At 62.5% G+C, this 24,815-nt stretch carries 18 protein-coding genes; 10 read left to right on the top strand and 8 right to left on the bottom strand.

Annotated features, from left to right (window positions below):
- The first annotated feature begins 20 nt into the window (after positions 1-20).
- A complete protein-coding gene (locus tag ACX3P1_RS06285) occupies positions 21-911 on the top strand; it encodes a bifunctional helix-turn-helix transcriptional regulator/GNAT family N-acetyltransferase (protein WP_459078698.1) in 891 nt (296 codons plus the stop codon).
- Between the two features lie 42 nt (positions 912-953).
- On the opposite strand, the gene ACX3P1_RS06290 is transcribed toward ACX3P1_RS06285, so the two are convergent.
- Entirely contained in the window at positions 954-2,411 is a 1,458-nt protein-coding gene (locus tag ACX3P1_RS06290; RefSeq protein ID WP_459078699.1) for an NCS1 family nucleobase:cation symporter-1, read from the bottom strand.
- A 243-nt stretch (positions 2,412-2,654) separates the two neighbouring features.
- Here ACX3P1_RS06290 and hmgA point away from each other — a divergent pair, with 243 nt between their 5' ends.
- From hmgA to ACX3P1_RS06305, 3 genes are read left to right on the top strand one after another with little or no spacing between them, the layout of a single operon-like run.
- Positions 2,655-3,968 (top strand): homogentisate 1,2-dioxygenase, encoded by a 1,314-nt coding sequence (gene hmgA, locus ACX3P1_RS06295; protein WP_459078700.1) that lies wholly within the window; start codon positions 2,655-2,657, stop codon positions 3,966-3,968.
- Entirely contained in the window at positions 3,965-4,852 is an 888-nt protein-coding gene (locus tag ACX3P1_RS06300; RefSeq protein WP_459078701.1) for an MBL fold metallo-hydrolase, read from the top strand. Before hmgA ends, ACX3P1_RS06300 begins: the two co-directional genes overlap by 4 nt.
- The gene (locus ACX3P1_RS06305) at positions 4,849-5,862 is read left to right on the top strand and encodes a fumarylacetoacetate hydrolase family protein (protein WP_459078702.1); all 1,014 of its coding nucleotides are present in this window, start codon (positions 4,849-4,851) and stop codon (positions 5,860-5,862) included. The genes ACX3P1_RS06300 and ACX3P1_RS06305 overlap by 4 nt, the downstream gene beginning before the upstream one ends.
- A 9-nt stretch (positions 5,863-5,871) precedes the next feature.
- Here the strand turns inward: ACX3P1_RS06305 and hppD are convergent, their stop codons facing one another.
- Positions 5,872-6,984: a 4-hydroxyphenylpyruvate dioxygenase gene (gene hppD / locus ACX3P1_RS06310; RefSeq protein WP_459078703.1), complete on the bottom strand. Its 1,113-nt coding sequence runs from the start codon at positions 6,982-6,984 to the stop codon at positions 5,872-5,874.
- 128 nt (positions 6,985-7,112) lie between these two features.
- Here hppD and ACX3P1_RS06315 point away from each other — a divergent pair, with 128 nt between their 5' ends.
- Positions 7,113-7,583 (top strand): Lrp/AsnC family transcriptional regulator, encoded by a 471-nt coding sequence (locus ACX3P1_RS06315; RefSeq protein WP_459078704.1) that lies wholly within the window; start codon positions 7,113-7,115, stop codon positions 7,581-7,583.
- On the opposite strand, the gene ACX3P1_RS06320 is transcribed toward ACX3P1_RS06315, so the two are convergent.
- From ACX3P1_RS06320 to aztA, 4 genes are all read right to left on the bottom strand, one after another.
- A complete protein-coding gene (locus ACX3P1_RS06320; RefSeq protein ID WP_459078705.1) occupies positions 7,580-7,918 on the bottom strand; it encodes a protein tyrosine phosphatase family protein in 339 nt (112 codons plus the stop codon). The two genes, ACX3P1_RS06315 and ACX3P1_RS06320, sit on opposite strands and share 4 nt — an antisense overlap.
- 81 nt (positions 7,919-7,999) lie before the next feature.
- Complete coding sequence (gene aztC / locus ACX3P1_RS06325) at positions 8,000-8,944, bottom strand: zinc ABC transporter substrate-binding protein AztC (protein WP_459078706.1); 945 nt, start codon at positions 8,942-8,944, stop codon at positions 8,000-8,002.
- A 21-nt stretch (positions 8,945-8,965) separates the two neighbouring features.
- Positions 8,966-9,838: a zinc ABC transporter permease AztB gene (gene aztB / locus ACX3P1_RS06330; protein ID WP_459078707.1), complete on the bottom strand. Its 873-nt coding sequence runs from the start codon at positions 9,836-9,838 to the stop codon at positions 8,966-8,968.
- On the bottom strand, positions 9,835-10,632 hold the full coding sequence (gene aztA, locus ACX3P1_RS06335; RefSeq protein ID WP_459078708.1) for a zinc ABC transporter ATP-binding protein AztA: 798 nt from the start codon (positions 10,630-10,632) through the stop codon (positions 9,835-9,837). The genes aztB and aztA overlap by 4 nt, the downstream gene beginning before the upstream one ends.
- A 201-nt stretch (positions 10,633-10,833) precedes the next feature.
- Here aztA and ACX3P1_RS06340 point away from each other — a divergent pair, with 201 nt between their 5' ends.
- Entirely contained in the window at positions 10,834-11,178 is a 345-nt protein-coding gene (locus ACX3P1_RS06340; protein WP_459078709.1) for a RidA family protein, read from the top strand.
- 112 nt (positions 11,179-11,290) lie between these two features.
- Complete coding sequence (locus ACX3P1_RS06345; protein WP_459078710.1) at positions 11,291-11,878, top strand: HutD/Ves family protein; 588 nt, start codon at positions 11,291-11,293, stop codon at positions 11,876-11,878.
- 59 nt (positions 11,879-11,937) lie between these two features.
- Here ACX3P1_RS06345 and ACX3P1_RS06350 read toward each other — a convergent pair whose 3' ends face one another.
- The gene (locus ACX3P1_RS06350; protein WP_459078711.1) at positions 11,938-12,138 is read right to left on the bottom strand and encodes a hypothetical protein; all 201 of its coding nucleotides are present in this window, start codon (positions 12,136-12,138) and stop codon (positions 11,938-11,940) included.
- Between ACX3P1_RS06350 and ACX3P1_RS06355 the strand changes: the two genes are divergently transcribed.
- The 3 genes from ACX3P1_RS06355 to ACX3P1_RS06365 all read left to right on the top strand — a co-directional run bounded on the left by ACX3P1_RS06355 (position 12,131) and on the right by ACX3P1_RS06365 (position 23,598).
- On the top strand, positions 12,131-20,743 hold the full coding sequence (locus tag ACX3P1_RS06355) for a GH36-type glycosyl hydrolase domain-containing protein (protein WP_459078712.1): 8,613 nt from the start codon (positions 12,131-12,133) through the stop codon (positions 20,741-20,743). The genes ACX3P1_RS06350 and ACX3P1_RS06355 overlap by 8 nt on opposite strands.
- A 246-nt stretch (positions 20,744-20,989) precedes the next feature.
- Positions 20,990-22,771: a glucan ABC transporter ATP-binding protein/ permease gene (locus tag ACX3P1_RS06360; protein ID WP_459078713.1), complete on the top strand. Its 1,782-nt coding sequence runs from the start codon at positions 20,990-20,992 to the stop codon at positions 22,769-22,771.
- A gap of 68 nt (positions 22,772-22,839) precedes the next feature.
- Positions 22,840-23,598, top strand: a complete 759-nt coding sequence (locus ACX3P1_RS06365) for a heme ABC transporter permease (RefSeq protein ID WP_459078714.1) — start codon at positions 22,840-22,842, stop codon at positions 23,596-23,598.
- 3 nt (positions 23,599-23,601) lie between these two features.
- Here ACX3P1_RS06365 and ACX3P1_RS06370 read toward each other — a convergent pair whose 3' ends face one another.
- Complete coding sequence (locus tag ACX3P1_RS06370) at positions 23,602-24,660, bottom strand: D-TA family PLP-dependent enzyme (protein WP_459078715.1); 1,059 nt, start codon at positions 24,658-24,660, stop codon at positions 23,602-23,604.
- Between the last annotated feature and the right edge of the window lie 155 nt (positions 24,661-24,815).

The following is a 24,815-nucleotide window of genomic DNA, read 5'->3' on the forward strand; positions in this document are numbered from 1 at the left end:
TATCTGACTAAAGTCAGGTAATGGATGCAGAGCTTATCAGGCAGGTTCGCCTGTTCAACCGTCTCGTTACGCAGCGCGTCGGCGCGTTGCAGGACAGCTATCTCAGCCGCGGCCGGCCGCTTGGCGAAGCTCGGCTGCTGTTCGAGATCGGCCCGGATGGACAGGATGTGCGCGCGCTTCGCACTACCTTGAATCTCGATTCGGCCTATGTCAGCCGCTTGCTGCGGTCGTTGGAGGCGCAGGATCTTGTCACGGTGGAAAAGCAGGCCGGCGACGCAAGGACACGCCGCGCGGTCCTGACGGAAAAGGGCCGGGCCGAGTTCGACAGCTATGACGCGCTGTCCGACGAACTTGCCGGAAATCTGCTCGCGCCGCTGGACAGTGCGCAGCGAGCCCGCCTGATCGCGGCCATGACCGAAGTGCGCAACCTGCTTGCCGTCGCGCCGATTGAAATCGTCGTTGTGCCACCGGGTGACAAGGATGCGCGCTGGTGCCTCGACCAGTATTTTCTGGAACTGGAACAGCGTTTCGACGGTGGTTTCGACCGGGCAAGCGGCAACAAACTGTCGGATGCCGAGATGACCCCGCCGGCGGGCTTTTTTCTCGTCGTCCGATGCGGCGACAAACCCATCGGCTGTGCGGCGCTGGTAAGGCTTGACGCGGCAGCGGCTGAAATCAAGCGCATGTGGATATCGCCTGCATCGCGCGGGCAGGGTGTGGCGAGCCGCCTGCTTGGCGAACTGGACAAAATCGCGAAAAAAGCGGGTTTCAAAAAGCTTCGACTGGATACCAATCGCGCCTTGACCGAGGCGCAGGCGCTGTATCGCCGCCAGGGCTTTATCGAAACGGCGCGTTACAACGATAACCCTTACGCCGACTTCTGGTTCGAGAAGGATCTGGCCACTCGGTAGGGTGGGGGGCCACGCCGCAGAGCGTAGCCCCTGATTTCAGGCTCAGGCCCGCACCGCCTTTGCACCAGCCCCAAGCGCTGCCGTGCGCAGCACGTAGTAGATGACGCCGGCGATGCCTACGCCGAAGAACCAGCCATAGACGCCCCACCATTCGGGCAGCCAGTTGGTGAAGTTCGGCAGGATCGACGAGAATACGGTGCCGACGCCGGCGGCGATCAGCGCGTTGACGTGCCAGCCGCCTTGAAAGCGGAATTCGCCGTTCTCGCGGTAGAGCGCATCGACGTCCAGTTCGCCTTTGCGGATCAAATAGTAGTCCACCATCATCACGCCGAAGATTGGCCCCATCGTTGCACCAATGGCGCTGACGAAGGCCGCCGCCCCGCTTTCCCAAGGCGCGAAGGGGTAAAGCACGAGTGCGATCAGGGCCGCGATATAGCCGCCCTTCTTGAAGTCGATCTGGCGCGGGAAGACGTTGGAGAAGTCGAAGGCGGGTGAAACGAAGTTCGCCACGACGTTGATGCCCAGCGTCGCGACCGCAAAGGTCAGCGCCGCGAGCGTTGCCAGGAACCAGCTGTCGAACTTGGCGGAGATGTGTTCGGGATGGATCAGGACTTCGCCATAAACGTCATATGCGGCGATGGTGGTGACGCCCGCCACCAGCGAGAACAGCACGAGGTTGATCGGCAGGCCCCACAGATTGCCGATGCGCACCGCATCCTTGTTTTTGCCATAGCGGGAAAAATCGCAGAAATTCAGGTAGAGCGCGGAGAAGTAGGTCACCCAGATGGCAGCGACCGCAAACAGCGCGGTCCATGAACCGGGTACACCGGGCACGCCGGCATCCTTGGTCTGCGCCAGCAGCACATCCATCGGAATATCGCTGTTGATCGCGAAGGTGCCAGCCTTGACGCACAGATAGATGGCCAGGATCAGCATCATGATCCAGACGGCGGGACCGGCCCAATCCTGGAATTTCCGGACCGTTTCCATGCCGCGCTGGATGATCAGCAATTGCAGCCCCCACATGATGAGGAAGCAGATCACCTCAAGCCCGGAATGCCCGAGAAAATGCGTGTTCTGGTGGAATTGCAGGAACCAGTCGGTGCGGACCAACAGGGCGACCAACGCCCCGGAAGCCAGAGCCGTCTGCGCGCCGTACCAGAAGCAGGCGACGACCGCGCGCACCAGCGCCGGCAGATTGGCGCCCCATATGCCGAAGGAAGCGCGCGCCAGCACCGGGTAGGGCACGCCGGTCTTTACGCCCGCATAGCCGACCATGTTCATCAGCACGTAGATAATCAGCGAGCCGATGCCGATGGCGACGATGAAATTGACGAAGCCGCCGCAAAACAGGAACAGGCTGGCCGCGAGATAGTAGCCCCAAAGGCTGTGGACGTCCGATGTCCAGACGTTGAAGATCGAAAACGGCCCCCAGTTTCGAACCGTTGCCGGCGCGAGATCTTCATTATAGAGGCCTGGTGAAGCACCTTGTATGGTCATGGAACATCCCCCTGTTCACCCGCGCCCTCCAGCGCGTAATGGGACAGGATATGCTTGACGCAAGGGAACCCGCAAGCATCGGATTAGCCTGCTTCCACAGGAAAGATATTCAATGCAAACCGTGATTGTCATTGTGCCAGCTTAGGGACGCGAGTCGGCTGGAAGGCTGGTGTCCGACGCTGGCGGTTGCATTTTCGGCGGTTCGGGACGACACCAATCGGAAGCGATTTCAAGGAGGAGACCATGGCATTTTCGTACATGCCGGGCTTTGGCAATGACTTCGAGACCGAAACCATGCCGGGTGCGCTGCCGCAAGGCCGCAACTCGCCGCAGCGGCCGGCCTACGGGCTTTACGCCGAACAGCTATCCGGTTCGCCCTTCACCGCGCCGCGCGGCACCAACGAGCGCTCCTGGCTCTATCGCATCCGTCCGAGCGTCAAGCACACCGGCCGTTTCAAGGCCGCCGCTTATCCACACTGGAAGACCGCGCCGAACCTTGGCGATCATGAACTGGCGCTCGGCCAGTACCGCTGGAACCCACTGCCGATGCCGACCGAACCAACCGATTTCATCGCCGGCATGCGCACCATGACCACCGCCGGCGATGCGCTCGGCCAGTCGGGCATGGCGGCACACGTCTATGTCGCCAACGCCTCTATGGTGGACGATCATTTCTTCAACGCCGATGGCGAAATGCTGGTGGTGCCGCAAGTCGGCCGGTTGAATTTCATCACCGAAATGGGCGTCATCGAGCTTTCCCCGGGCGAGATCGCCGTGCTGCCGCGCGGCCTCGTCTTCAAGGTCGAACTGGTCGACAAGGAAGTGCGGGGCTACGTCTGCGAGAATTACGGCGCCAAATTCACCATGCCGGATCGCGGCCCGATCGGGGCCAATTGCCTCGCCAATCCGCGCGACTTCAAGACGCCCTGCGCCTGGTTTGAGGAAAAGGAAACGCCGTGCCGAATGATCGTCAAATGGTGCGGCGCGTTTCACGTCACGGACCTCGATCACTCGCCGCTCGACGTAGTCGCGTGGCATGGCAACTACGCGCCCTACAAATATGATCTTGCAACGTTTTCTCCTGTGGGCGCGATCCTGTTCGACCATCCGGACCCGTCGATCTTCACCGTACTTACCGCGCCTTCGGGCGAGGATGGCACGGCCAATGTCGATTTCGTCATCTTCCCGCCGCGCTGGCTGGTGGCGGAAAATACGTTTCGTCCGCCCTGGTACCACCGCAACATCATGAGCGAATTCATGGGTCTCATTCACGGTCAGTACGACGCCAAGGAGGAAGGCTTCGTGCCGGGCGGCATCAGCCTGCACAACATGATGCTGGCGCACGGGCCGGACGCGCCGGGCTTCGAAAAGGCTTCAAGGGCGGAGTTGAAACCGCACAAGCTGGATAACACCATGGCCTTCATGTTCGAGACGCGTTTTCCGCAGATGCTGACGCGCTACGGGGCCGAACTGCCGCAACTGCAGCGCGATTACATTGACTGCTGGAAAGACCTGAAAAAACGCTTCAACGGCACGCCGGAAGGCGACTGGTCTTGAGCGGCGACCGCCTGGTGCTGCTGGGCTCGAAAGGCGGGCCGGCGATCCGGCCGGGCGGGCCGTGGCCGAGTTCGTCGCTGCTGGAAATCGGCGGGCGAAAGATTGTTGTGGATTGTGGACTGGGCGTTACGCGCGGCATCGCCGATGCCGGCATGAGCCTGAAGGCGCTCGATCTTGTTTTCATTACCCATTTGCATTCCGACCATGTGCTGGAACTGGGGCCGCTCATCCACACGGCATGGACCGCCGGTCTTGCAACCCCGGTGACGGTGTATGGCCCGCCCGGAACCGCCGACTATTGGCGGTATTTCATCCGCTCGCTCGAATTCGACATCGACATCCGCATCGACGACGAAGGCCGCCCCGACATTCGCGACCTCGTCCACGTCGAAGAATTTTCCGAAGGCGTGGTTGTCGACGGCGACGGGCTGGAGGTTTCCGCCCTGCGGGTAAGCCATCCCCCGGTGACGGATTGTTTTGCGCTGCGCTTCGAGCATCGGGGGCGAAGCGTGGTGTTCTCGTCCGACACCGCCTTCTTTCCGCCGCTGGCCGGTTTCGCCAAGGATGCCGATATTCTAGTCCATGAGGCGATGCTGGAAGAAGGCGTTGAGCGGCTGGTCGCGCGAACCGGCAATGGCGCGACGCTGCGGGAACATCTGCTGGCAAGTCACAGCTTTGCCGATGAGGCCGGCCGCATTGCTACTGACGCCGGCGTGGGCCGGCTGGTGCTCAATCATCTCGTTCCAGGCGATGATTCCGCGATCGGTGAAGCCGACTGGATCGCCGCTGCCCGAAAAACATGGGCAGGTGACTTGACGATCGCGCGCGACGGGCTTGTTGTGGCGATAGGCGCGAAAAGCGCGCCGGGAGAGGAACCTGCATGAAGCTTGCAACCCTGAAGAACGGGACGCGCGATGGTAAACTGGTCGTCGTCTCGCGTGATCTGACGCGCTTCACCGATGCCTCTTTTCTGGTGTCGACGCTGCAAGGCGCACTGGACGACTGGCAGCGGATCGCGCCGCATCTGGTCACGATGGCGCAATCGCTCGAAGGCGATGCCGTGCCGTCGGCGCGTTTCCATGAAAATGACGCGCATTCGCCGCTGCCGCGCGCCTATCAGTGGGCGGACGGCTCGGCCTATGTGAATCACGTCGAACTGGTGCGCAAAGCGCGGGGCGCCGCGATGCCGGACAGTTTCTGGACCGAACCCTTGATCTATCAGGGCGGCTCGGATGCTTTTCTTGGCCCCCGCCAGCCGATCCGGCTTGCCGATGAAGCCTTCGGCATCGACATGGAAGCGGAGATCTCGGTCATCGTCGGCGACGTTCCGATGGGAGCGAGCGTCGAGCAGGCGCGTGACACGATCCGGCTGGTCATGCTGGCCAACGACGTGTCGCTGCGAAACCTTATCCCGGATGACCTGGCAAAGGGTTTTGGGTTTTTCCAGTCGAAGCCGTCTTCCGCCTTCTCGCCCGTTGCGGTGACGCCGGACGAACTGGGCAATGCCTGGGACGGCGGCAAGCTCAGCCTGCCGCTGCTGGTCGACCTCAACGGCAAGCCGTTCGGCCGCGCCAATGCCGGCATCGACATGACCTTCGATTTCCCGACGCTGATCGCGCACGCGGCCAAAACGCGGCCGCTATGCGCCGGCACCATCGTCGGTTCGGGCACCGTGTCGAACAAACTGGACGGCGGACCGGGCAAGCCGGTGTCGGCTGGCGGCGTCGGCTATTCCTGCATCGCCGAACAGCGCATGATCGAAACCATCGAAAGCGGCGCGCCAGAAACGCCGTTCCTGCGCTTTGGCGATACGGTGCGCATCGAGATGAAGGATGCGGCCGGCCGCTCGATTTTCGGTGCGATCGAACAGATTGTGGAGAAATACGAGGGTTAGGTTATCGGCCTATTCCGCCGCTTGCACCTTCAGCACGCCGCGGCGGATCTGGTCTTCCTCGATGGATTCGAACAGCGCGCGGAAATTGCCTTCGCCAAAGCCTTCGTCGCCCTTGCGCTGGATGAATTCGAAGAAGATCGGGCCGATCACCGTCTTGGAAAATATCTGCAGCAGGATCTTGGTCATGCCGCCGTCGACCACGCCTTCGCCGTCGATGAGAATGCCGTGCTTCTTCATGCGTTCCAGCGGCTCGTCATGGCCGTTCACGCGCGCCTGGCTCTTTTCGTAATAGGTTTCGGGAGGGCCAGGCATGAATTTCAGCCCGTTCGCGGCGAGCCTGTCGGTGGCGTCGTAGATGCCGTCAGTGCCGACCGCGATGTGCTGGATGCCTTCGCCGTTATATTTGCGCAGATATTCCTCGATCTGGCTCTTGTCGTCGGTGGATTCGTTGAGCGGGATGCGGATTTTTCCGCAGGGCGAGGTGATGGCGCGGGAAACCAACCCGGTCATCTTGCCGGCGATGTCGAAGAAGTGGATTTGCCTGAAGCCGAACAATTCGCGGTAGAACGCCCACCATTTGTCCATGTTGCCGCGATAGACATTATGGGTCAGGTGGTCGAGATAGTAGAAACCGACCCCTTCTGGCTTCGGATCGCGTGCGCCCAGCCATTCGAATTCGGCGTCATAGGCCGAACCTTTTTCGCCGTATCTTTCGACGAAATAAAGCAGCGAGCCCCCGATGCCGACGATGGCCGGCACGTCGAGCGCCTTGTCGTCGCCTTCATAGGGCGTGGCGCCCTTCGCCACTGCGCGATCGAAAGCATGTTTCGCATCGACCACCCGCCACGCCATCGAGGGCGCGCAGGGACCATGTTCGCCGACGAACCGCATGGCGTGCGAGCCGGGCTCGGCGTTGATCACATAGTTGATGTCGCCCTGCCGCCAGACGGTGATGTTCTTCGTCCGGTGTTTCGCTACCGGCGCGTAGCCCATGCGGGAAAAAAGTTCCGCCAGTTTCTCCGGCTCGGGATGCGCGAATTCGACGAACTCGAAGCCGTCCGTGCCGGCCGGGTTGGCGTCGCTGATCGTGGCCGGCGGTGCATCGTGCGGGAAGGGCCCCATGGTAAAATCCTCGGCTTGGCCTGAATGGAAATTCTGACCAATTATAGCGCCCGTCGCCCGCATGGTGCTTGCATTCGAACGCTTAGGATGTGCATCTGATGCGAGAAAGACGCATGGAGGCGTAGAAAATGGCTGAAGACGCGCGCATCGATCAGTTCGACCGCAAGATAATGGCGCTTCTGCAAGGTGATGCGCGGCTCACCAACAACGATCTTTCCGAGCAGGTCAATCTGTCGGCGTCGCAATGCTCACGGCGGCGTCAGCGGCTGGAAGAGGATGGCTTCATCCGCGGTTATTGTGCCGTGCTTGATCGCGACAGGCTGGGCTTTTCGCTGGTCAATATCATCTCGGTGACGCTCGCCACCCATAACCGCGATAATGCGCGCCGCTTGGGTGAGCTTTTGGCGCGCCTGCCGGAAGTGCTGGAGGCGCATGCCCTGACCGGCGAGATGGATTACATCCTGAAGGTAGTGACACCCGACCTGAAATCGCTGTCGGACTTCGTCAACGGCGTGCTTCTGCCGCACGAATCCGTGCAACATGTGAAAACGGCCATCGTGCTGCAGACGCTGAAGGAAACCGGCGCGCTACCGATTTAAGCTTTCGCTTGCTGGATCGCGGCATAAAGATTGGTGCAGCGCGTGCCGGAACGGCAATAGGCGAGCACCGGTCCTGCGACCTCGTCCAACGCCGCCGCCTGATCCTCGACATTTTCCATCGTCATCTGGCCGCTGATGACGGGAATGTAGCGGAAGGCCAACCCCGCCGCTTCGACCGCCGCTTGAATAGCGTCGTGCGAGGGCTGGCCCGGTTGCTCGTCGTCGGGCCGATTGCAGATGACGGTCTTGAAACCGGCTGCCTTGATGGCGGCGATCTCGTCTGCTGTGACTTGCGGCGAAACCGAATAGCTGTCGGTGATCTGGCGAATGTCCATGATTTATCCTCGCTGATGCGTCGGCGGCAGTCATGCCATTCCGCAAGCCGGTGGGCAACTGCCGCCGCGAATTTCCAATCCTCAGCTACCCAATATCGCGCCTTTGATCTGGGCGGCATTGTTGCGCATCAGGTCGATATAGGTCGAGGCCGGACCATCGGCGGGCGACAACGAATCCGAATAAAGCGTGCCGCCGATCTTGATGCCCGTCTCTGCTGATATCTGCTCGATCAGTTTCGGATTGGTGAGGTTTTCGACGAAAATGGCGGCCGCCTTGTCGTGCCTGACCTGCTCCACCAGCTTCGCTACATCAGCTGCCGATGGCTCGGACTCCGTCGATATGCCCTGCAACGCCAGGAAGGTCAGGCCGTAGGCGTGTTCGAAATAGCCGAAAGCGTCGTGCGAGGTGATGACCACGCGCTTGGCTTCGGGGATCGAGGCAATCGCCGCCCTTACCTCGCCGTCCAGCGCATCGAGTTTCCTGATATAGGCGGCCGCATTGGTCTGGTAGCCGACGCAGCCATCGGTATCGGCGGCGCAAAAGGCATCGGCGATGTTCTTCACATAAATCTCGGCATTGGCGACGGACTGGAAGGCATGCGGATCGAGCGGGCCATGATCGTGACCTTCATGGCTTTCCTCATGCGCGGTTTCTTCCTCGGCGAATTCCGGCTTGAATTCGAGCGGCTCTATGGCCTTGGTCAGTTCCACGATTGCCGCCTTGGTGGCGCTGGCTTCGACCAGCCGCTGCAAAAAGCCTTCGAAATGCAGGCCGTTGACCAGAACGACATCGGCGCCCGCCATGGCGACCGCATCCGCCGGCTTCGGTTCATAGACATGCGCGTCGCCGTTCGGGCCGACCAGCGTGGTGATCTCGACACGGTCGCCTCCGACATTCTTGGCGAAATCGCCGATAATCGAGAAACTGGCGACCACCTTCAACGGGGCTGCCGCTGCCGGCGAAGCGGCCAGGGCAGTGAATGTTATAACGCTCATCGCAAAGGCGGCATGGACAGTCTTCAGCATGGGTGATCTCCTTGGGGTGGATCAGGCGGTTCTGTGGCGGTGGTGTATGCGGGCGCGAACGATACCGCGCGTGCCGAACAGGATCGACGCGAGGTAGACGACGCCCGCCGACAGGATGATGGCCGGGCCGGATGGCAGCGACGCATGGTAGGACAAAAGCAGGCCGGCGATGCAGGATGCAAAACCGATCAGCACCGCCAGCACGCACATCGGTTCGACGCGCGCCGTCCAGAAGCGGGCGCCGGCGGCAGGCAGGATCATCAGCCCGACCGACAGCAGCGTGCCGAGGGCCTGGAAACCGCCGACAAGATTGAGCACGACAAGGCCAAGAAAGATGAAATGCACCGGGCTGCCCAGCCGGCTGACCGAGCGCAGGAACAGCGGATCGAGGCATTCGGCCACCAGCGCGCGCCAGAACACGGCAAGGCTGGCGAGCGTGACCGCGACGATGCCGCCGATCAGCACCAGCGCTTCATTGTCGAGCGCCAGCACCGTGCCGAACAGGATATGCATGAGATCGATGCTGGAGCCGCGCATCGACACCATCAGCACGCCGATGGCCAGCGAGATGAGATAGAACGCCGCCATCGAGGCGTCCTCGCGCTGGACGGTGAAGCGCGAGACGGCCCCGGCGCAAAGCGCCACGATGACGCCCGCGATCAATCCGCCGACGGTCATCGGCAGGATGTCGAGGCCGTAAAACAGGAAGCCGGCGGCAGCACCCGGCAGGATGGCGTGCGACATGGCATCGCCCGCAAGGCTCATGCGTCGCAGCATCAGGAAAACGCCGACCGGGCAGGCGCCCAGCGACAGCATCAGCGAGCCGAAAAGCGCGCGCTGCATGAAGCCGAAGTCGGCAAAGGGCGCGACGAAAAGATCAAACAGCATGGTCATTCGGCCGCCCTGTGCTCGACGCCGTGGTGGTGATGGTCGTGCGCGTGGTCGTGCCCCTCGGATTCGGGCTCGCACCATGGCGCGTCGTCCTCCCAGGCCTCATGGAAGCGGCGCGCCCGTAGCAGGTTCGCGGGCTCCAAGGCAGCCGACGTCTCGCCCCATGCCACCTTCTGGCGGGCGAGCAACAGCGTTTCGGGAAAATTCTGCCGGACAAGGTCGAGATCGTGGACCACGACGAGAACTGTGCGTTCCTCGCCATGCCAGCGCTTGATCAGCGCGACCAGATCGGAAACCGTCTTGCTATCGATGGCGTTGAACGGCTCGTCGAGCAGGATCAGGTCGGCATCCTGCACCAGCACGCGGGCGAACAGCGCGCGTTGCAACTGGCCGCCGGACAGCGTGTCGAGCGGGCGCTTCTCGAAGCCGGTCAGGCCGACCGCCGTCAGCGCCTGGCTGACCGCGTCGCGGTCATGGCGCGTGTGACGCCCGAGCAGCCCGCGCCGGGGCCACAGGCCGAGCGAAACCAGATCGACGACGCGGGCGGGAAACGACCGGTCGAGTTCCGATTGCTGCGGCAGATAGGCGATGCGTGTGCTGCTCGCCCGGTCAATGCGGCCAGCCATGGGCTTCAGCACCCCGGCGATGCCCTTCATCAAGGTCGATTTGCCGGAACCGTTCGCGCCGACAACCGCGGTCAAGGCACCCTTGGCCACGACGCCGCCGAGATGATGCACCGCGGGGTGGCTGGCGTAGCCGAGCGTGAGATCGTGAAAGGTGAGACAGGCTTCGGCCATCCGATCCGAGCTTTCCATGTGGGGGCCGCCATTGCCGGCGTGGATCGGTTGGGTATGTGATGTTATTACATATGTCAATAAAGCGAGCGGCGGAAAATGACCTGCGGAGCGTTTTTGCCGCCCCGTGGATCAAAGGCGCGGACTTGCCCCAAGGCGACGGCGACTCTAAAGAGGCTGGACCGTCAACTGAAAGGAATTTTCATGAGCATTCGTCGTATCGATGCAGGCCCCCGGATGAGCGGCGCGGTCATCCATGGCAACACCGTGTACCTCGCCGGCCAGGTTGGCGAAGCGGGAACGTCGGTCGGGCAGCAGACCAAGGACATTCTGGCCACCATCGACGGCTTGCTGGCGAAGGCCGGCACCGACAAGACCAAAATCCTCCAGGCGATCATCTGGCTTGCCGACATGAGCACCTTCGCGGAAATGAACGCCGAGTGGGACAAGTGGGTGCCGCAGGGCAACACGCCGGCGCGCGCCACCGGCGAAGCCAAGCTTGCCACGCCGGAATACAAGGTCGAGATCATCATCACGGCCGCGATCTGACTAAAGCATCGGACCGAAAAGTGGTTACCGGTTTTCGGAAAATCCGATGCTCGAACAAAGAGATAGAGCGGACGCCCGGATTTATCCGAGCGTCCGCCGCAGGCTGACTCTCATGCGCGTTCTTCGTACCCAGGACTACCGTGAAATGCCGTGGAAGAACGGTGGCGGGACGACGACGGAAATTTTCGTCTCGCCCGCCGGTGCCGGCATGGACGATTTCGACTGGCGTATCTCCATGGCGCGCGTTGAAGCCGGCGGGCCATTCTCGCTGTTTGCCGGCATCGACCGCACGCTTTCCATATTGGAAGGCGAGGGGATTGTGCTGAGTATCGGCGGCGGGATTCCGGTTGAGCTCACCGCCCGGTCGGAGCCGTTGCCTTTTGCGGCCGACGAGGAAACTCATGCCGTCCTCATCGGCGGGCCGGTGACCGACCTCAATGTGATGACAAGGCGCGGCCGGGCCACCCATACGATCCAGCGGATAACGGTTACCGAGCCGATTGAAATCGCGCCGGGCGTTGGCACGACCCTGCTTTTTTGTGCCCAGGGCCAACTCCGCGTGCCGGGCGAAAGCCCGATCGTGCTCGGTCCGCGCGACACCCTGCTGGTGGGCGAGCAGGCACGGCCGATTCTGCTTGAGCCGGAGCGGGAGGCGGTAGCGTTCCTCGTCACGATCTCGGGTAGCGGCCGCATCCGTTAGCGCCGGTTTCGAGGTGTTTTCGACTACCGCGTTCAAATTCGGCACGCCGGTCTCCCACATCACGAAAAAGCCAGAATCCTTGCCTCTCGCTCGGCGCGGAGATGGAACAAAACCCGCGCTTGCAGGTTGTCGAACAGGCTACGACTGCTATGGTCATGGATCGCCACCGGTTTTACCGTGTGCGATAGTCTCAGCTTGGAAATATACAGCAGCGGCAATGCCAAGACAGCGTGCTGCCCCATGGAATTTTGAATGAACATACAGTCCAGCCTTGCCAAAACGGATAAGACAATCGCCGCAAAGGCTGCCGCCGCCAAATTTGGCCCAGTAAAGGCCGGTGCGAATTTCCCCGCTGATGTCCAGGAACCGATCCGCTCTCCGTTCCTGGATGAGGAACGCCTGCGCGCGCTGGGCGAGAGCCTTGCCAGAGGCGAAGTAGCCGATCTGCCGACATTGCAGCCTTTCGATTTTCAAGCCCGCATCCGCGAGAGTGCGCGCAAGATCCTCGAAGTCTATCGTTCGACGAACGCGGCGCAGGGCAGGGGTGAAACGGTTACGCCGGCCGCTCAATGGCTGCTCGACAACAATTATCTGGTCGAAGAAACCATTTTCCAGATCAAGCGCGACCTGCCGCGCCGCTTCTACCGCCAACTGCCGACCTTGCAGCTTGCCGACGGAACCAGCGTGCCGCGCGCGCTTGTCATTGCATGGGCCTATGTCTCCCATTCGGACAGTTCCGTTGCCGCGCAGACGTTCAAGGTCATCGTCGAGGGGTTCCAGTCCATCGAGCCGATGAAGATCGGCGAGATATGGGCGCTGCCGTCGCTGCTGCGTTTCGTGCTGGTGGAGAATCTCCGCCGCCTGGCCGTGCGGGTCAACCGGTCGCACGACATGCGCCAGATCGCCAATGACGTGGCCGACCGCGTGCTGGCCTCCAAGGAGGACGACGATGCGGCAATCCTGTCTCCCTACGGCGTTCATGCGCAGGACACGACCTTTGCCACCCAACTGCTCTATCGCCTGCGCGACGGGTCGCAGAATTCCGGCAAGGCGCTTGAGTGGCTGGAGGGAGAACTTGAGAAATCAGGTTCGGACGCCGAAGAAATCATCATCGGCGAGCATCAGACGCTGTCCAGTGGCAACGTAACCACCGGCAATATCATTCGCGGCCTGCGCCTTATCAACGATGTCGACTGGACCGACTGGTTCGAAGGTGTGAGCCGCGTCGATGCGCTGTTGCGCGAGCGCACGGATTTCGATGCGCTCGACTTCGCATCGCGCGACCAGTACCGCCAGTCCATCGAGGATCTGGCGCGCCGCTCGAGCCTGTCTGAATACCGCGTGGCGGAATTGGCCACCGAAATGGCCGGAGCTACCGAGCCGCTGGATAACCAGGAAGGGCCGGAGGCGGGCATTGTCGACGGCAAGCACAGCGATGTCGGATTTTTCCTGGTCGGGCCGCGCCGACGGGAACTGGAACGGTCGATCGGCTACCGTGCCGGCATCGCGCTCAGGTTTGGCCGGGCATTCCGCAAGACGGGCTGGCTCGGCATCGTTCTTCCGGTGTTCGCGCTGACGGTCCTGTTGCTCGGTCTCGCCGGTGACGCGCTCCAGCCGCTTTTGCCATGGCCGGCGATCGTGCTGATGCTGGTTCTGTTCGCCGTGCCAGCGAGCGAAGGCGCGCTGGGGTTCTTCAATACCGTGGTTCTGCTGTTTTTGAAGCCGACAAGGCTTGTCGGCTATGAATTCAAGGGTGGCGTGCCTGCGGCCGCGCGCACGCTGGTGGTGGTGCCTTCGCTGATCGGCTCGCGTGACGATGTCGAGGAAAACATCCGCAACATCGAGGTTCATCACCTCGCCAATGTGTCGGACGAACTCTATTTCGCGCTGCTTTCCGATTGGCCCGACAGTTCAAGCGAAGTCGATCAGGGCGACATCGAAATCCGGGACTTCGCGAAGGCCCAGATCGCCAAGCTGAACGCACGCTATCCGAGCGAAGGCGCGCCCCTGTTCCATCTGTTGCACCGGCGCCGGCTCTACAACGCCGCTCAAGGATGCTGGATGGGTTGGGAACGCAAGCGTGGCAAACTGCATGAGCTGAACCTGCTGCTGCGCGGCGACAGCGACACCACCTTCATGCCGCTGGACGCGCCGCTACCGGAAGACGTCGTCCATGTGATGACGCTCGACGCGGATACCCGCACGACCCGCGATGCGGTCGCGCGACTGGTGGGCAAGCTGTGCCATCCGCTCAACCGTCCGCATTTCGATAGTGCGCGCCGCGAAATGACCGCCGGCTACGCCATTCTTCAACCGCGCATCACGCCCTCGCTGACCTCAGGCGACGAGGCTTCCTTTTTCCAGCGCGTGTTTTCCGCCAGCCGTGGGCTGGACCCTTATGTCTTTGCCGTTTCAGACCTCTATCAGGATCTGTTCGGAGACGGTTCCTTCACCGGCAAGGGCCTCTATCATATCGATGCGTTCGAAGCGGCCTTGAAGGATCGCATCGACGAAAACACCATTCTCAGCCACGATCTGCTCGAAGGTTCGCTGACGCGTTCGGCGCTGGTAACGGATGTCGAACTGGTCGAAGACTATCCGACCCGCTATTCCGTCGATGCGTCGCGCCAGCACCGCTGGGCGCGCGGCGACTGGCAGTTGCTGGGCTTCATCTTCAATCCACGGTCCGGCGTTCCGGCGCTGTCGCGCTGGAAGATGATCGACAATCTGCGCCGCTCGCTCACGCCGATCTTCTGGGTCATGGCGGCGATTGCCGGCTGGGCGCTGCTGCCGTTCACGCAGGCAGCGCAATGGCAGGCGCTGTTGATCCTCAGCCTGTTCATGGCTCCGACCTTCGACATCGTCAATTCGATCTTGCCCAAGACCCGCGACGCGACCGCGCGCGGGCATTTCTCGGCGCTCGCGCATGACGTTGCCTTCGGCACGGCCATGGTCGCGCTGAAGATCGTCCTCATGGCGCACAGCGCCTGGATGATGGGCGATGCGATCGTGCGTACGCTGTATCGGCTTTTCGTCAGCCGCAAGAACATGCTCGAATGGCGCACCGCCTCGCAGGCGCAAAAGAGCAGCGGCAACGACCTCGGCTCCTATTACGCCATGATGCATGGCGCGGTCGTCGTGGGTCTGGTCGGCCTTGCCATCCCCGTGCTCGCCGATTCCACCGGCGCGTTCGTTGCGTTCTTCTTCGCCTTGTTCTGGATCGGTTCGCCGGCCTTCGCCTGGGTCATCAGCCGTTCGGCCGAAACCGAAGACAGGTTGCGCATCTCGCCCCGCGACATCCATGCGCTGCGCATCGTGGCGCGCCGCACCTGGCATTATTTCGAAACCTTCGTCACCGCCGACGACAACCATCTGCCGCCGGACAATTTCCAGGAAAGCCCGGCCCCCGTGGTCGCCCACCGGACGTCGCCGACCAATGTCGGCGTCTATCTTCTGTCCGTGGTGTCGGCGCGCGATTTCGGCTGGATCAGCCTGTCCGATGCCGTCAACCGCATCGATGCGACGATGACCACCATCGAAAGCATGCCGCGCAGCCGTGGGCATCTCTTCAACTGGTACGACACGGTGACGTTGAAGCCGCTCTATCCGCTTTATATTTCCAGCGTCGACAGCGGCAATCTTGCGGGGCATCTCGTGGCGGTCGCCGCTACATGCGCCGAATGGGCCGAAGCGCCCTCCGTTCACCTGCAGGCCGATTTCGAGGGCATCCTCGACACGGTCGCCATTCTCGACGAAAGCCTCGACGAACTTCCCGACGACCGTCGCCAACTGCGTCCGCTTCGCCAGCGCCTGGCCGACCGTCTCGACGGCGTGCGCCGCGCGGTCCAGACGATCAAGGCGCAGCCGGAAATGGCCTCGATCCGCACCATCAACCTGACGGTGCTGGCCGGCGAAATCCGCAAGCTTGCCGCCGCCATTCATACGGAGGCCGGTTCTGCCCGCAGCAATGTGATCGTGGACTGGGCCGCCCGGCTCGAAGCCACCTGCGAAGCCCATGTCCTCGACGCCCATAGCGACGATGCGGCCATCGCGGCCTTGCGGGTCAAGCTGCTGGAACTGCGCGAGCGCACGCGCCGCTTCGCCTTCGAGATGGATTTTTCCTTCCTGTTGCGGCCGGAGCGCAAGCTGTTGTCGATCGGCTACCGGGTGGAGGAGCATCAGCTCGACGAAAGCTGCTACGACCTTCTGGCATCAGAAGCGCGCCTGACCAGCCTGTTTGCCATCGCCAAGGGCGACCTGCCCACCGAACACTGGTTCCGTCTCGGCCGCCCGATCGTCGAGATCGGCTTCCAGGGCGCGCTGATGTCGTGGTCCGGCTCGATGTTCGAATATCTGATGCCGCCCTTGGTGATGAAGGAGCCGCGCGGCAGCATCCTCAACCAGACCAGCAAGCTCATCATCAAGCGGCAAATCCAGTATGGCGATTCGAAGAACGTTCCGTGGGGCATTTCGGAAGCCGCCTACAATGCGCGCGACCGCGAACTGACCTATCAATACACGAACTTCGGCGTACCCGGTCTTGGCCTGAAGCGCGGTCTTGGCCAGAACACGGTGATCGCGCCTTACGCCACGATCCTGGCGGCCCAGTTTACCCCGCGTGAATCGGTCGCCAATCTGGAGCGCCTGAAAAGCATCGGCGCGCTTGGGCCGCATGGCTACTACGACGCGGTCGATTTTACGCCGCAGCGCGTGCCGGAAGGCAGCGACCATGCCGTCGTGCACAACTACATGGCGCACCATTCGGGCATGTCGATTGCAGCCGTTGCCGACGCGATTTTCGAAGGCCGCCTGCGCGACCGATTCCACAGCGATCCGGTTATCGAATCGGCCGAATTGTTGCTGCAGGAAAAGGCGCCTCGCGAAATCCTTGCCGCAGCCGTGCGTACGGAAGCCGATGAGCGGACCGCCAAGGCCGAAACCGAGGTGCAAAGCCCGGATACGCGCATCATCCTCAACCCGCCGCGGGCGCTTCGCTCTACCAGCCTGATGTCGAACGGCCGCTATTCGGTGATGCTGACGGCAACCGGCTCCGGTTATAGCCGATGGGGCGAGGTGGCGGTAACCCGCTGGCAGCCGGACCCGACCGAGGACCGGCTTGGCACCTACCTCTTCCTGCGCGATGCGGATACGGGCGACTGGTGGTCGGCTACCACGGAGCCGAAAGCCGCTCCCGGCGAATTGGCCCACACGCATTTTTCCGACGACAAGGCGAGTTTCGTCAAGACGGTGGGAACGCTGCGCTCCGAGGTCGAATGCATCGTCGTGTCCGAAGGCAATGGCGAGGGCCGCCGCATTACGCTCTACAATGACGGCCCCATCGACCGCCATATCGAGGTTACTTCCTTCGCCGAACTGGCGCTCGCGCCGGAAGCCTCCGACAATGCCCATCCGGTTTTCTCGAAAATGTTCGTGGAGACGGAAATTGCGGCAGACAACGGTGCGATCTTCGCGGTTCGGCGCAAGCGCGAAACGAGCGAACAGGACATAGCCGCCGCGCATTTCGTCACCGATCCGTCGGGCCTGTCGCGCGATACCGAGGCGGAAACCGACCGCCGCGCCTTCATCGGGCGAGGGCGCACCATCGCCGATGCGGCCGCGTTCGACCGTGGCGCCACGCTGGGCGGGCATGACGGGTTCACGCTCGACCCCGTCGCGTCGCTCCGGCGGCACGTACGCGTCCCCGCCAACAAGAAGACCTCGCTGACATTCTGGACGGTTGTGGGCGCGAACCGCGCCGAGATGGAATCAGCGATTGCCCGGCTTGACCACCCGGAAAGCTTTTCGCGCCAGTCGATGCTTGCCTGGACGCGCTCGCAGGTGCAGACGCGCCATCTTGGCCTCAGCCTTGCCGATGCCGCCAATGTCCAGAAACTGGCGCGATACCTCATTTATCCCGACGCCTTCCTGCGCCTGCCGGCGGATGCCATCGTCTCTGGCCTCGGCAAGCAGTCGGGCCTCTGGCCGACCAGCGTTTCCGGCGACTATCCGATCTTCGCCATCCGGATTTCGGATATTGCCGACATCGAGATCGTCGCCCAGGCGCTGCGCTTTCAGGAATATATGCGCGCGCGCGGCCTGATGGCCGATTTCGTCGTCATCAACGAGCAGGCGTCCTCCTATGTGCAGGATTTGCAGCAGGCGATCGAGACGCTGTGCGAGAACAGCCGGCTGCGCGGTACCGAACTCGGACCGCGCCAGCATATCTTCGCCGTGCGCCGCGACCTGATGGACGAGGGCACCTACAAGACTCTGCTGGCGGTTGCCCGCGTCGTGCTGCACACCCGCAATGGCACCATCTTCGACCAGATCGAGCGCGCGGAAACGGCCGCCCTGCAGGAAAGGGACACGCTGGCGCTGCAGGATGCGGCGCAGTCGGCCGGCATCGCCTTGCCGGCGCCAAAGCAACGAGCAAAGTTTGACGATCGCTCAGCAGACGGTTCCGGATTGAGCAATTGGAACGGCTTTGGCGGGTTCGAGGGCGACGGGCGGCATTATGTGGTGCGCCTGACCGGCCACCGCGTGACGCCGCAGCCATGGATCAACGTCGTATCCAACGCCTCGTTCGGCTTCCACACATCGGCGGAAGGCGCGGCCTTCACCTGGAGCCGCAACAGCCGCGACTACCAGTTGACGCCGTGGTCGAACGATCCGGTGACGAACCGGCCGGGCGAGGGCATCTATATTCACGACCTTGCCAGTGGCGAAGCTTTCTCGCCGATTGCGGCCGTCGTGCGCGACCCGGCAGTGACTTACGAAACGTGGCACGGCCAGGGTTTTTCGACGTTCAGGGCCACGCGCGGCCCGCTGGAGATGGACCTCACCCACGTCGTCGATCCGGTCGACCCGATCAGGATTTCCAGGCTGCGCATCCGCAATACCGGCTCTGTGGCGGCCAGGCTGCGGATTTACGCCTATGCCGAGTGGGTGCTGGGCGGCCATCGCTCAAAAACGGCCTCCACCATCGTTCCCTCGATGGACGAAGCGACGGGTGCCTTGCTGGCGCAAAACCCCTACGGGCTGGACTATGGCGACCGCATCGCATTTCTGGCGAGCGACCGTAAACCAGATTCGATGACGGCGGACCGCGAGGAATTCCTGGGCCGTCATGGCAACACCGAGACGCCCGATGCCGTCCTGTCCGGCGCGATCCTGTCGGGGCGCATTGAAGCCGGCGAAGATCCTTGTGCGGCGATTGCCCGCGACATCGAGATACCGGCTGGCGGCGATGTCACGCTGCTTTGGCTGATGGGCGATGCCGCGTCCGCCGAGGAGGCCTCAGCGCTCGTCCAGCGTCACCGTGAAAAGGACTTCGACCAGCGCCTTGGCGACAATGAGCGCGCGTGGCGCGGCTTTCTCGATACGATCCAGATCGAGACGCCGGACAAGGCGATGGACGCCATTGTCAACCACTGGCTGCCCTATCAGAGCCTTGCCTGTCGTATTCGCGCGCGCTCGGCGTTCTACCAGGCGAGCGGTGCCTATGGCTTCCGCGACCAGTTGCAGGACACGATGGCGATGCTATCGCACGACCCTGCCCTTGGGCGCGAGCAGATACTCAATGCGGCCGGGCGGCAATTTGCCGAGGGCGATGTCCAGCATTGGTGGCTGCCGCGCACCGGCGCCGGCGTGCGTACCATCATTTCGGACGATGTCGTCTGGCTTGCGCATGCGGTCGCCCGCTACATCGCCGTGACGGACGACAAGGCGATCCTCAAGGAGCAACTGCCCTTCATTGAGGGGCAGGCGCTGGCCGAGGGCGAACACGATGCGTTTTTCGTGCCGACGGTTTCGGACAAAAAGGTCTCGCTCTACGAACATTGCGCGCGCGCGCTCGACCTTGCCATCAAGCGCAGCAGCGCCGGCGGCCTGCCCCTGATGCTTGGCGGGGACTGGAACGACGGCATGAACCGTGTCGGCGCCGAAGGTAAGGGCGAGAGCGTCTGGCTAGGCTGGTTCCTGCTCGCGACCCTCGGCGATTTTGCGGCGATCGCCAAGGCCGAGGGCGATACCAAGCATGCCCAGGCATGGGAGAAGCATGCGCGCACCCTGAAGCGGGCGCTTGAGAATACCGCGTGGGACGGCCAGTGGTATCGCCGTGGCAGCTTCGACGACGGTACGCCGCTCGGCTCGCACGCTTCCGACGAGTGCAAGATTGATTCCATCGCTCAGTCATGGAGCGTGCTGTCGGGCGAGGGCGATCCGGCTCGCTCCCGCACGGCCCTGGAGCAGGTGATCGAGAGGCTGGTGGATGACGAACTGAAGATCGTAAAGCTGTTCACGCCGCCTTTCGCCAATACCGAGAAGGATCCGGGCTACATCAAGAGCTATCCGCCCGGCGTGCGCGAGAACGGCGGCCAATACACCCATGCCGCGACTTGGTTCGTCATCGCCCTTGCCGAAATGGGCCGAAACGACGACGCCTATCGCTGCTTTTCGATGCTCAATCCAGTCAATCATGCGCTGGATGAGGCGGCGGCCGAGCACTACCGCGTCGAGCCTTACGTGGTCGTTGCCGACGTCTATGCGGAAGATGGCAAGGGCGGGCGCGGCGGCTGGACCTGGTACACCGGGTCCGCCGGCTGGCTTTATCGCGCCGCCGTGGAAGGCATCCTCGGCATCCAGCGCCACGGAAAGAAGGTGGAGATCGCTCCAAGGATTCCCAGCCATTGGGATGGGTACTCCGCGACGCTCAAAATGTCGGGCTGCGAGTGCAGGATCAAGATCGTGCGCGACAAGGCCGTCAAGACGGTCACGCTTGAAAAGGGCGGCGTGAAACAGAAGGGCGCATCGTTTGAACTGAAGGACGGCGCCACAATTGAGGTCGTCGTCAAAATCCCCGCCTGAGGCAGGGCGCGGGGGCCGGTTGATTAAATAAAGGCAGCGGTGCGCCTCTGCCTTTATTTTGCCGCACGGCTGACGTTTTGCCTGTCTTCTCAATCCGTTAGATGATCACGCCAGATTTCGATCCGTTGTCATGTTTTGTTCGAAGATTCGGAACGGAAGGGTCTCGCGGCCATTGTTTTGCACGCCTTCTATCGGTACCTGTCTGCCAGATCGAAGCGCCAGCAATGATTTCGGTGGAGTAGGCGAGTGTCCCTTCTGCAAATCTACTTGAGAGCACTGGGTTATCTTGCTTCGGACAAGAAGCGCGTAGCCTTCATTTGTGCAGCCAATGTAACCCTGGCTATCATAACCATCCTTGAGCCCATCATGTTCGGCCGCGTTATCGACGCGATGTCGGATCGCCGTGATGTCGTGCCGACGCTGGTGCTGTGGGCCGGTATCGGCATCTTCAACATCATCGCTTTCGTCTGGGTGGCGCGCGGGGCGGACCGTTTTGCGCATGCAAGACGCGGCGAACTGCTTTGCCAGTCCTTCGAGCGCGTCATCACGATGCCGCTTTCCTGGCACCAGCAGCGCGGCACCTCCAATTCCTTGCATACGCTGTTGCGCGCAATCGAAGCGCTGTTCAGCCTGTGGCTCGAGTTCATGCGCCAGCATCTCTCGGCGGCGGTAGCCCTTTGCCTGCTCGTTCCCACCGCGCTCAACCTCGACGTCCGCATGGCGGCCGTGCTCCTGGTCCTCGGCGTTGTCTATGTCGGCGTCGGCCGGCTGGTGATGCGCAAGACCAAGGTAGGCCAGGCCAATGTGGAGCGGCATTATCATCAGGTCTTCGGCCATGTGACCGACTCCGTCAGCAACGTTTCGGTGCTGCAGAGCTACAACCGGATCGGCCTGGAGGCGGCGACGCTGCGCCAGCATGTGCGCAATCTGCTCAGCGCCCAGAACCCCGTGCTCGACTGGTGGGCCATTGCCAGCGCCCTGCAGCGGCTGTCCTCGACCATCTCGATGATGGTGGTGCTGCTGATCGGCGCTTATCTGGTGACGCACGGCCAGTTGCGCATCGGCGACGTGGTTGCCTTCACCGGCTTCGCCACGATCCTGATTGCCCGGCTCGACCAGATTTCGGCGTTCGTCAATCAGATTTCCGACGCCCGCGCCAAGCTTGAAGAGTTCTATAAGCTGGAAGATTCCGCGGTGGACGCCGCCGAGCCGGAAGGCTTGCGCGAACTTGGTCCGGTTACCGGCCACATCCGCTTTGAAGATGTGTCGTTCTCCTTCCCGAATTCCGGCCAGGGTCTCTGCGACGTCTCTTTCGAAGTGCAGGCGGGGCAGACCATCGCCATCGTCGGCCCGACCGGCGCCGGCAAGACGACCGTCATCAACATGCTCCAGCGCGTTTTCTCGCCGGACAGCGGGCGCATCCTCATCGATGGCATCGATACCCGAACGGTGACGCGCAAGTCGCTTCGCCATTCGATTGCCACCGTGTTCCAGGATGCCGGCCTGCTCAACCGGTCGATCGAGGACAACATCCGGGTTGGCCGCGCCGACGCCACCTATGACGAGATTCACGCGGCGGCGGAGGCCGCATCCGCGCAGGAATTCATCCTGTCGAAAGGCGGCGGCTACGACACGCTGGTCGGCGAACGTGGCGGCCAGCTTTCCGGCGGCGAACGCCAGCGCATCGCCATCGCCCGCGCGGTCCTGAAGAACGCTCCGATCCTCGTTCTGGACGAAGCGACCAGTGCGCTCGATGTCGAGACGGAGGACCGCGTCAAGGAAGCCATCGACGTGCTTCGGCGCGATCGCACGACCTTCATCATCGCCCACCGTCTGACCACGGTGCGCGACGCCGATCTCGTCGTGTTCATGGACAAGGGCCGGATCATCGAGATGGGCGGCTTTGCCGAACTGTCGCTGCGCAATGGCCGCTTTGCCTCGCTGCTGCGCGCCGGCGGCCTGCTCAACGACGAGGAAGTCCGCCGCCTGAGCCGCATTTCGCCGCCCGTTGCGGACGCGGCAGCCTAACCGCCGGTTCGGCCTGCGACATCGAAGCTCGATTGCCGCAGCCGCCGCGCCGGTCTATGTAAAGTCGCATGAGCGACACGAGCGAGCGCCCCACGACCTGGACCGACCTTGCCAATCCGACGCGTTTCGTCGGGCTGGCCGACAGGCTTGTTCCGTTTCTGGCGGGCCTGTCCGCAATTATCCTGGCGGTCGGCCTTTATATGAGTTTCGCCGCGCCGGAAGATTTCCAGCAGGGCATCACCGTTCGCATCATGTACATCCATGTGCCGTTCGCGTGGCTTGCCATGCTCTGCTATTCGCTGATGGCGGCGTCGGCGCTCGGCACGCTGGTATGGCGCCACCCGCTGGCCGATGTGGCGTTGAAGTCGGCAGCGCCCATCGGCGCGGTTTTCACGGCGCTGGCGCTGATTACCGGCTCGATCTGGGGCAAGCCCATGTGGGGCACCTGGTGGGTGTGGGATGCGCGGCTGACATCGGTGTTCGTCCTGTTCCTGATGTATCTCGGCATCATCGCGCTGACGCGCGCGCTGGACGACGCCGGGCGCGCCGCATGGGCGGCGGCGGTCATCACGCTGGTCGGCTTCATCAACATACCGATCATCAAATTTTCGGTAGATTGGTGGAACACGCTGCACCAGCCGGCTTCCGTGTTCCGGCTGGACGGACCGACCATCGATCCCAGCCTTTTGTGGCCGCTGCTGGTCATGGCAGTCGGCTTCACGGTGCTGTTCTTCGCGCTGCATCTGACGGCGATGCGCACCGAAATCAGAAGGCGGCGCGTCGCCGCCATGCGCCGCATCGCGGCGCGCAGCGCCGAGCGCCGATAGTCATCACGCCATAAGTCCGCGCGCTGCCACCGGCAGCGTTTCCACCACCGTTTCACCGGAAATAAGGTGAACCTTGTCGAACAGGTTCACCACGACGCAGCAATGGTCGGGCACGATGCGCACCTGCTCGCCGATGCGAAGATCGGCATTACCTGCGAGCAGCAATGTGCCATGCTCTTCGCTCAACCCGCTGACGGTCGCGCCTGGCATGTCCAGCACCTCGCCGAAATCGGAAAGCCCGAGTGTGTCGCTGGAAAGCGCCTTGCTGCCGGCGTCCATGATGGCGCGGGTCGCGGTCGGATGGCTAACGACGGTGGCCAGCACCGTCAATGCGCAGTCGTCCAGCGTGGCCGCCCCATGCGCGATCTGATAGCGATCCATGTAGATGTAGGTGCCGGGGCGGTACTCGGTAATGACCGTGTCATCGCCCGCGCGCCACATATCAGGCGTGCCGCCGCTGGAAATGCGCGCGCAGGCATGGCCATCCGTCGCCAGAGCGTCGCGCGCGGCCCGTAGCCACGCTTCTGCCTCGTCAGGCCGCCCGGCGGCGGGAAATGTCATCAGACCGCCGAAGGAAAGGCCCTTCGACGCTTCGATCCGGCGCGCGAGTTCGACCGCCTCCACAGCCGTCTGGACGCCGCAGCGGCCTCCGCCGGTATCGCATTCCACCAGAACCTCTAGCCGGTGCCCGGCATCACTGAAGGTCGAGGAAAGCCCCGCGAGCACCTCCGCATTGTCCACGGTGACCGAGAGCGTGATGCGCCGATGCAAGGCAAGCAGCCGCTCCAGTTTCGATTTGCCCAGGATGTTATAAGGCAGGAAAATATCGGTAAGCCCTGCATCCGCCATCACCTCGGCCTCGCCGATTTTCTGGCAGGTTATGCCCACCGCACCGGCGGCAACCTGCTTTTTCGCCCAATACGGTAATTTGTGCGTCTTGATGTGCGGCCGAAGCTTTTGGCCATGCCGGTCGGCATGGGCCTGCGCCCGATCGATATTGGCCTGCGCCCGATCGATGTCGATGAGGACGGATGGGGTATCGAGGTCGTAAATGCTGGTCATGTCTTGCCACCGTTAAAACCCCGAGGTTTATGGCGCAGATCCCGCCTCGTGTCACGCCACCGGGAGCGCGATCCTGCCGTCCTACATCCTGCTGGCCGGATCGACAGGAGATCGGCATTCGTCTATGCGGATTGGACGAGCGGTCACCCAATTCG

The sequence above is a fragment of the Mesorhizobium sp. A623 genome, from assembly GCF_054489405.1.

Excerpts from the sequence above, each read along its gene's own strand:
- hppD (WP_459078703.1), bottom strand. The coding sequence starts at position 6,984 with ATGGGGCCCTTCCCGCACGATGCACCGCCGGCCACGATCAGCGACGCC.
- ACX3P1_RS06305 (WP_459078702.1), top strand. The coding sequence starts at position 4,849 with ATGAAGCTTGCAACCCTGAAGAACGGGACGCGCGATGGTAAACTGGTC.
- aztC (WP_459078706.1), bottom strand. The coding sequence starts at position 8,944 with ATGCTGAAGACTGTCCATGCCGCCTTTGCGATGAGCGTTATAACATTC.
- ACX3P1_RS06320 (WP_459078705.1), bottom strand. The coding sequence starts at position 7,918 with ATGGACATTCGCCAGATCACCGACAGCTATTCGGTTTCGCCGCAAGTC.
- hmgA (WP_459078700.1), top strand. The coding sequence starts at position 2,655 with ATGGCATTTTCGTACATGCCGGGCTTTGGCAATGACTTCGAGACCGAA.
- ACX3P1_RS06285 (WP_459078698.1), top strand. The coding sequence starts at position 21 with ATGGATGCAGAGCTTATCAGGCAGGTTCGCCTGTTCAACCGTCTCGTT.
- ACX3P1_RS06345 (WP_459078710.1), top strand. The coding sequence starts at position 11,291 with ATGCGCGTTCTTCGTACCCAGGACTACCGTGAAATGCCGTGGAAGAAC.
- ACX3P1_RS06290 (WP_459078699.1), bottom strand. The coding sequence starts at position 2,411 with ATGACCATACAAGGTGCTTCACCAGGCCTCTATAATGAAGATCTCGCG.
- aztB (WP_459078707.1), bottom strand. The coding sequence starts at position 9,838 with ATGACCATGCTGTTTGATCTTTTCGTCGCGCCCTTTGCCGACTTCGGC.
- ACX3P1_RS06355 (WP_459078712.1), top strand. The coding sequence starts at position 12,131 with ATGAACATACAGTCCAGCCTTGCCAAAACGGATAAGACAATCGCCGCA.
- ACX3P1_RS06315 (WP_459078704.1), top strand. The coding sequence starts at position 7,113 with ATGGCTGAAGACGCGCGCATCGATCAGTTCGACCGCAAGATAATGGCG.
- ACX3P1_RS06350 (WP_459078711.1), bottom strand. The coding sequence starts at position 12,138 with ATGTTCATTCAAAATTCCATGGGGCAGCACGCTGTCTTGGCATTGCCG.
- aztA (WP_459078708.1), bottom strand. The coding sequence starts at position 10,632 with ATGGCCGAAGCCTGTCTCACCTTTCACGATCTCACGCTCGGCTACGCC.
- ACX3P1_RS06340 (WP_459078709.1), top strand. The coding sequence starts at position 10,834 with ATGAGCATTCGTCGTATCGATGCAGGCCCCCGGATGAGCGGCGCGGTC.
- ACX3P1_RS06365 (WP_459078714.1), top strand. The coding sequence starts at position 22,840 with ATGAGCGACACGAGCGAGCGCCCCACGACCTGGACCGACCTTGCCAAT.
- ACX3P1_RS06370 (WP_459078715.1), bottom strand. The coding sequence starts at position 24,660 with ATGACCAGCATTTACGACCTCGATACCCCATCCGTCCTCATCGACATC.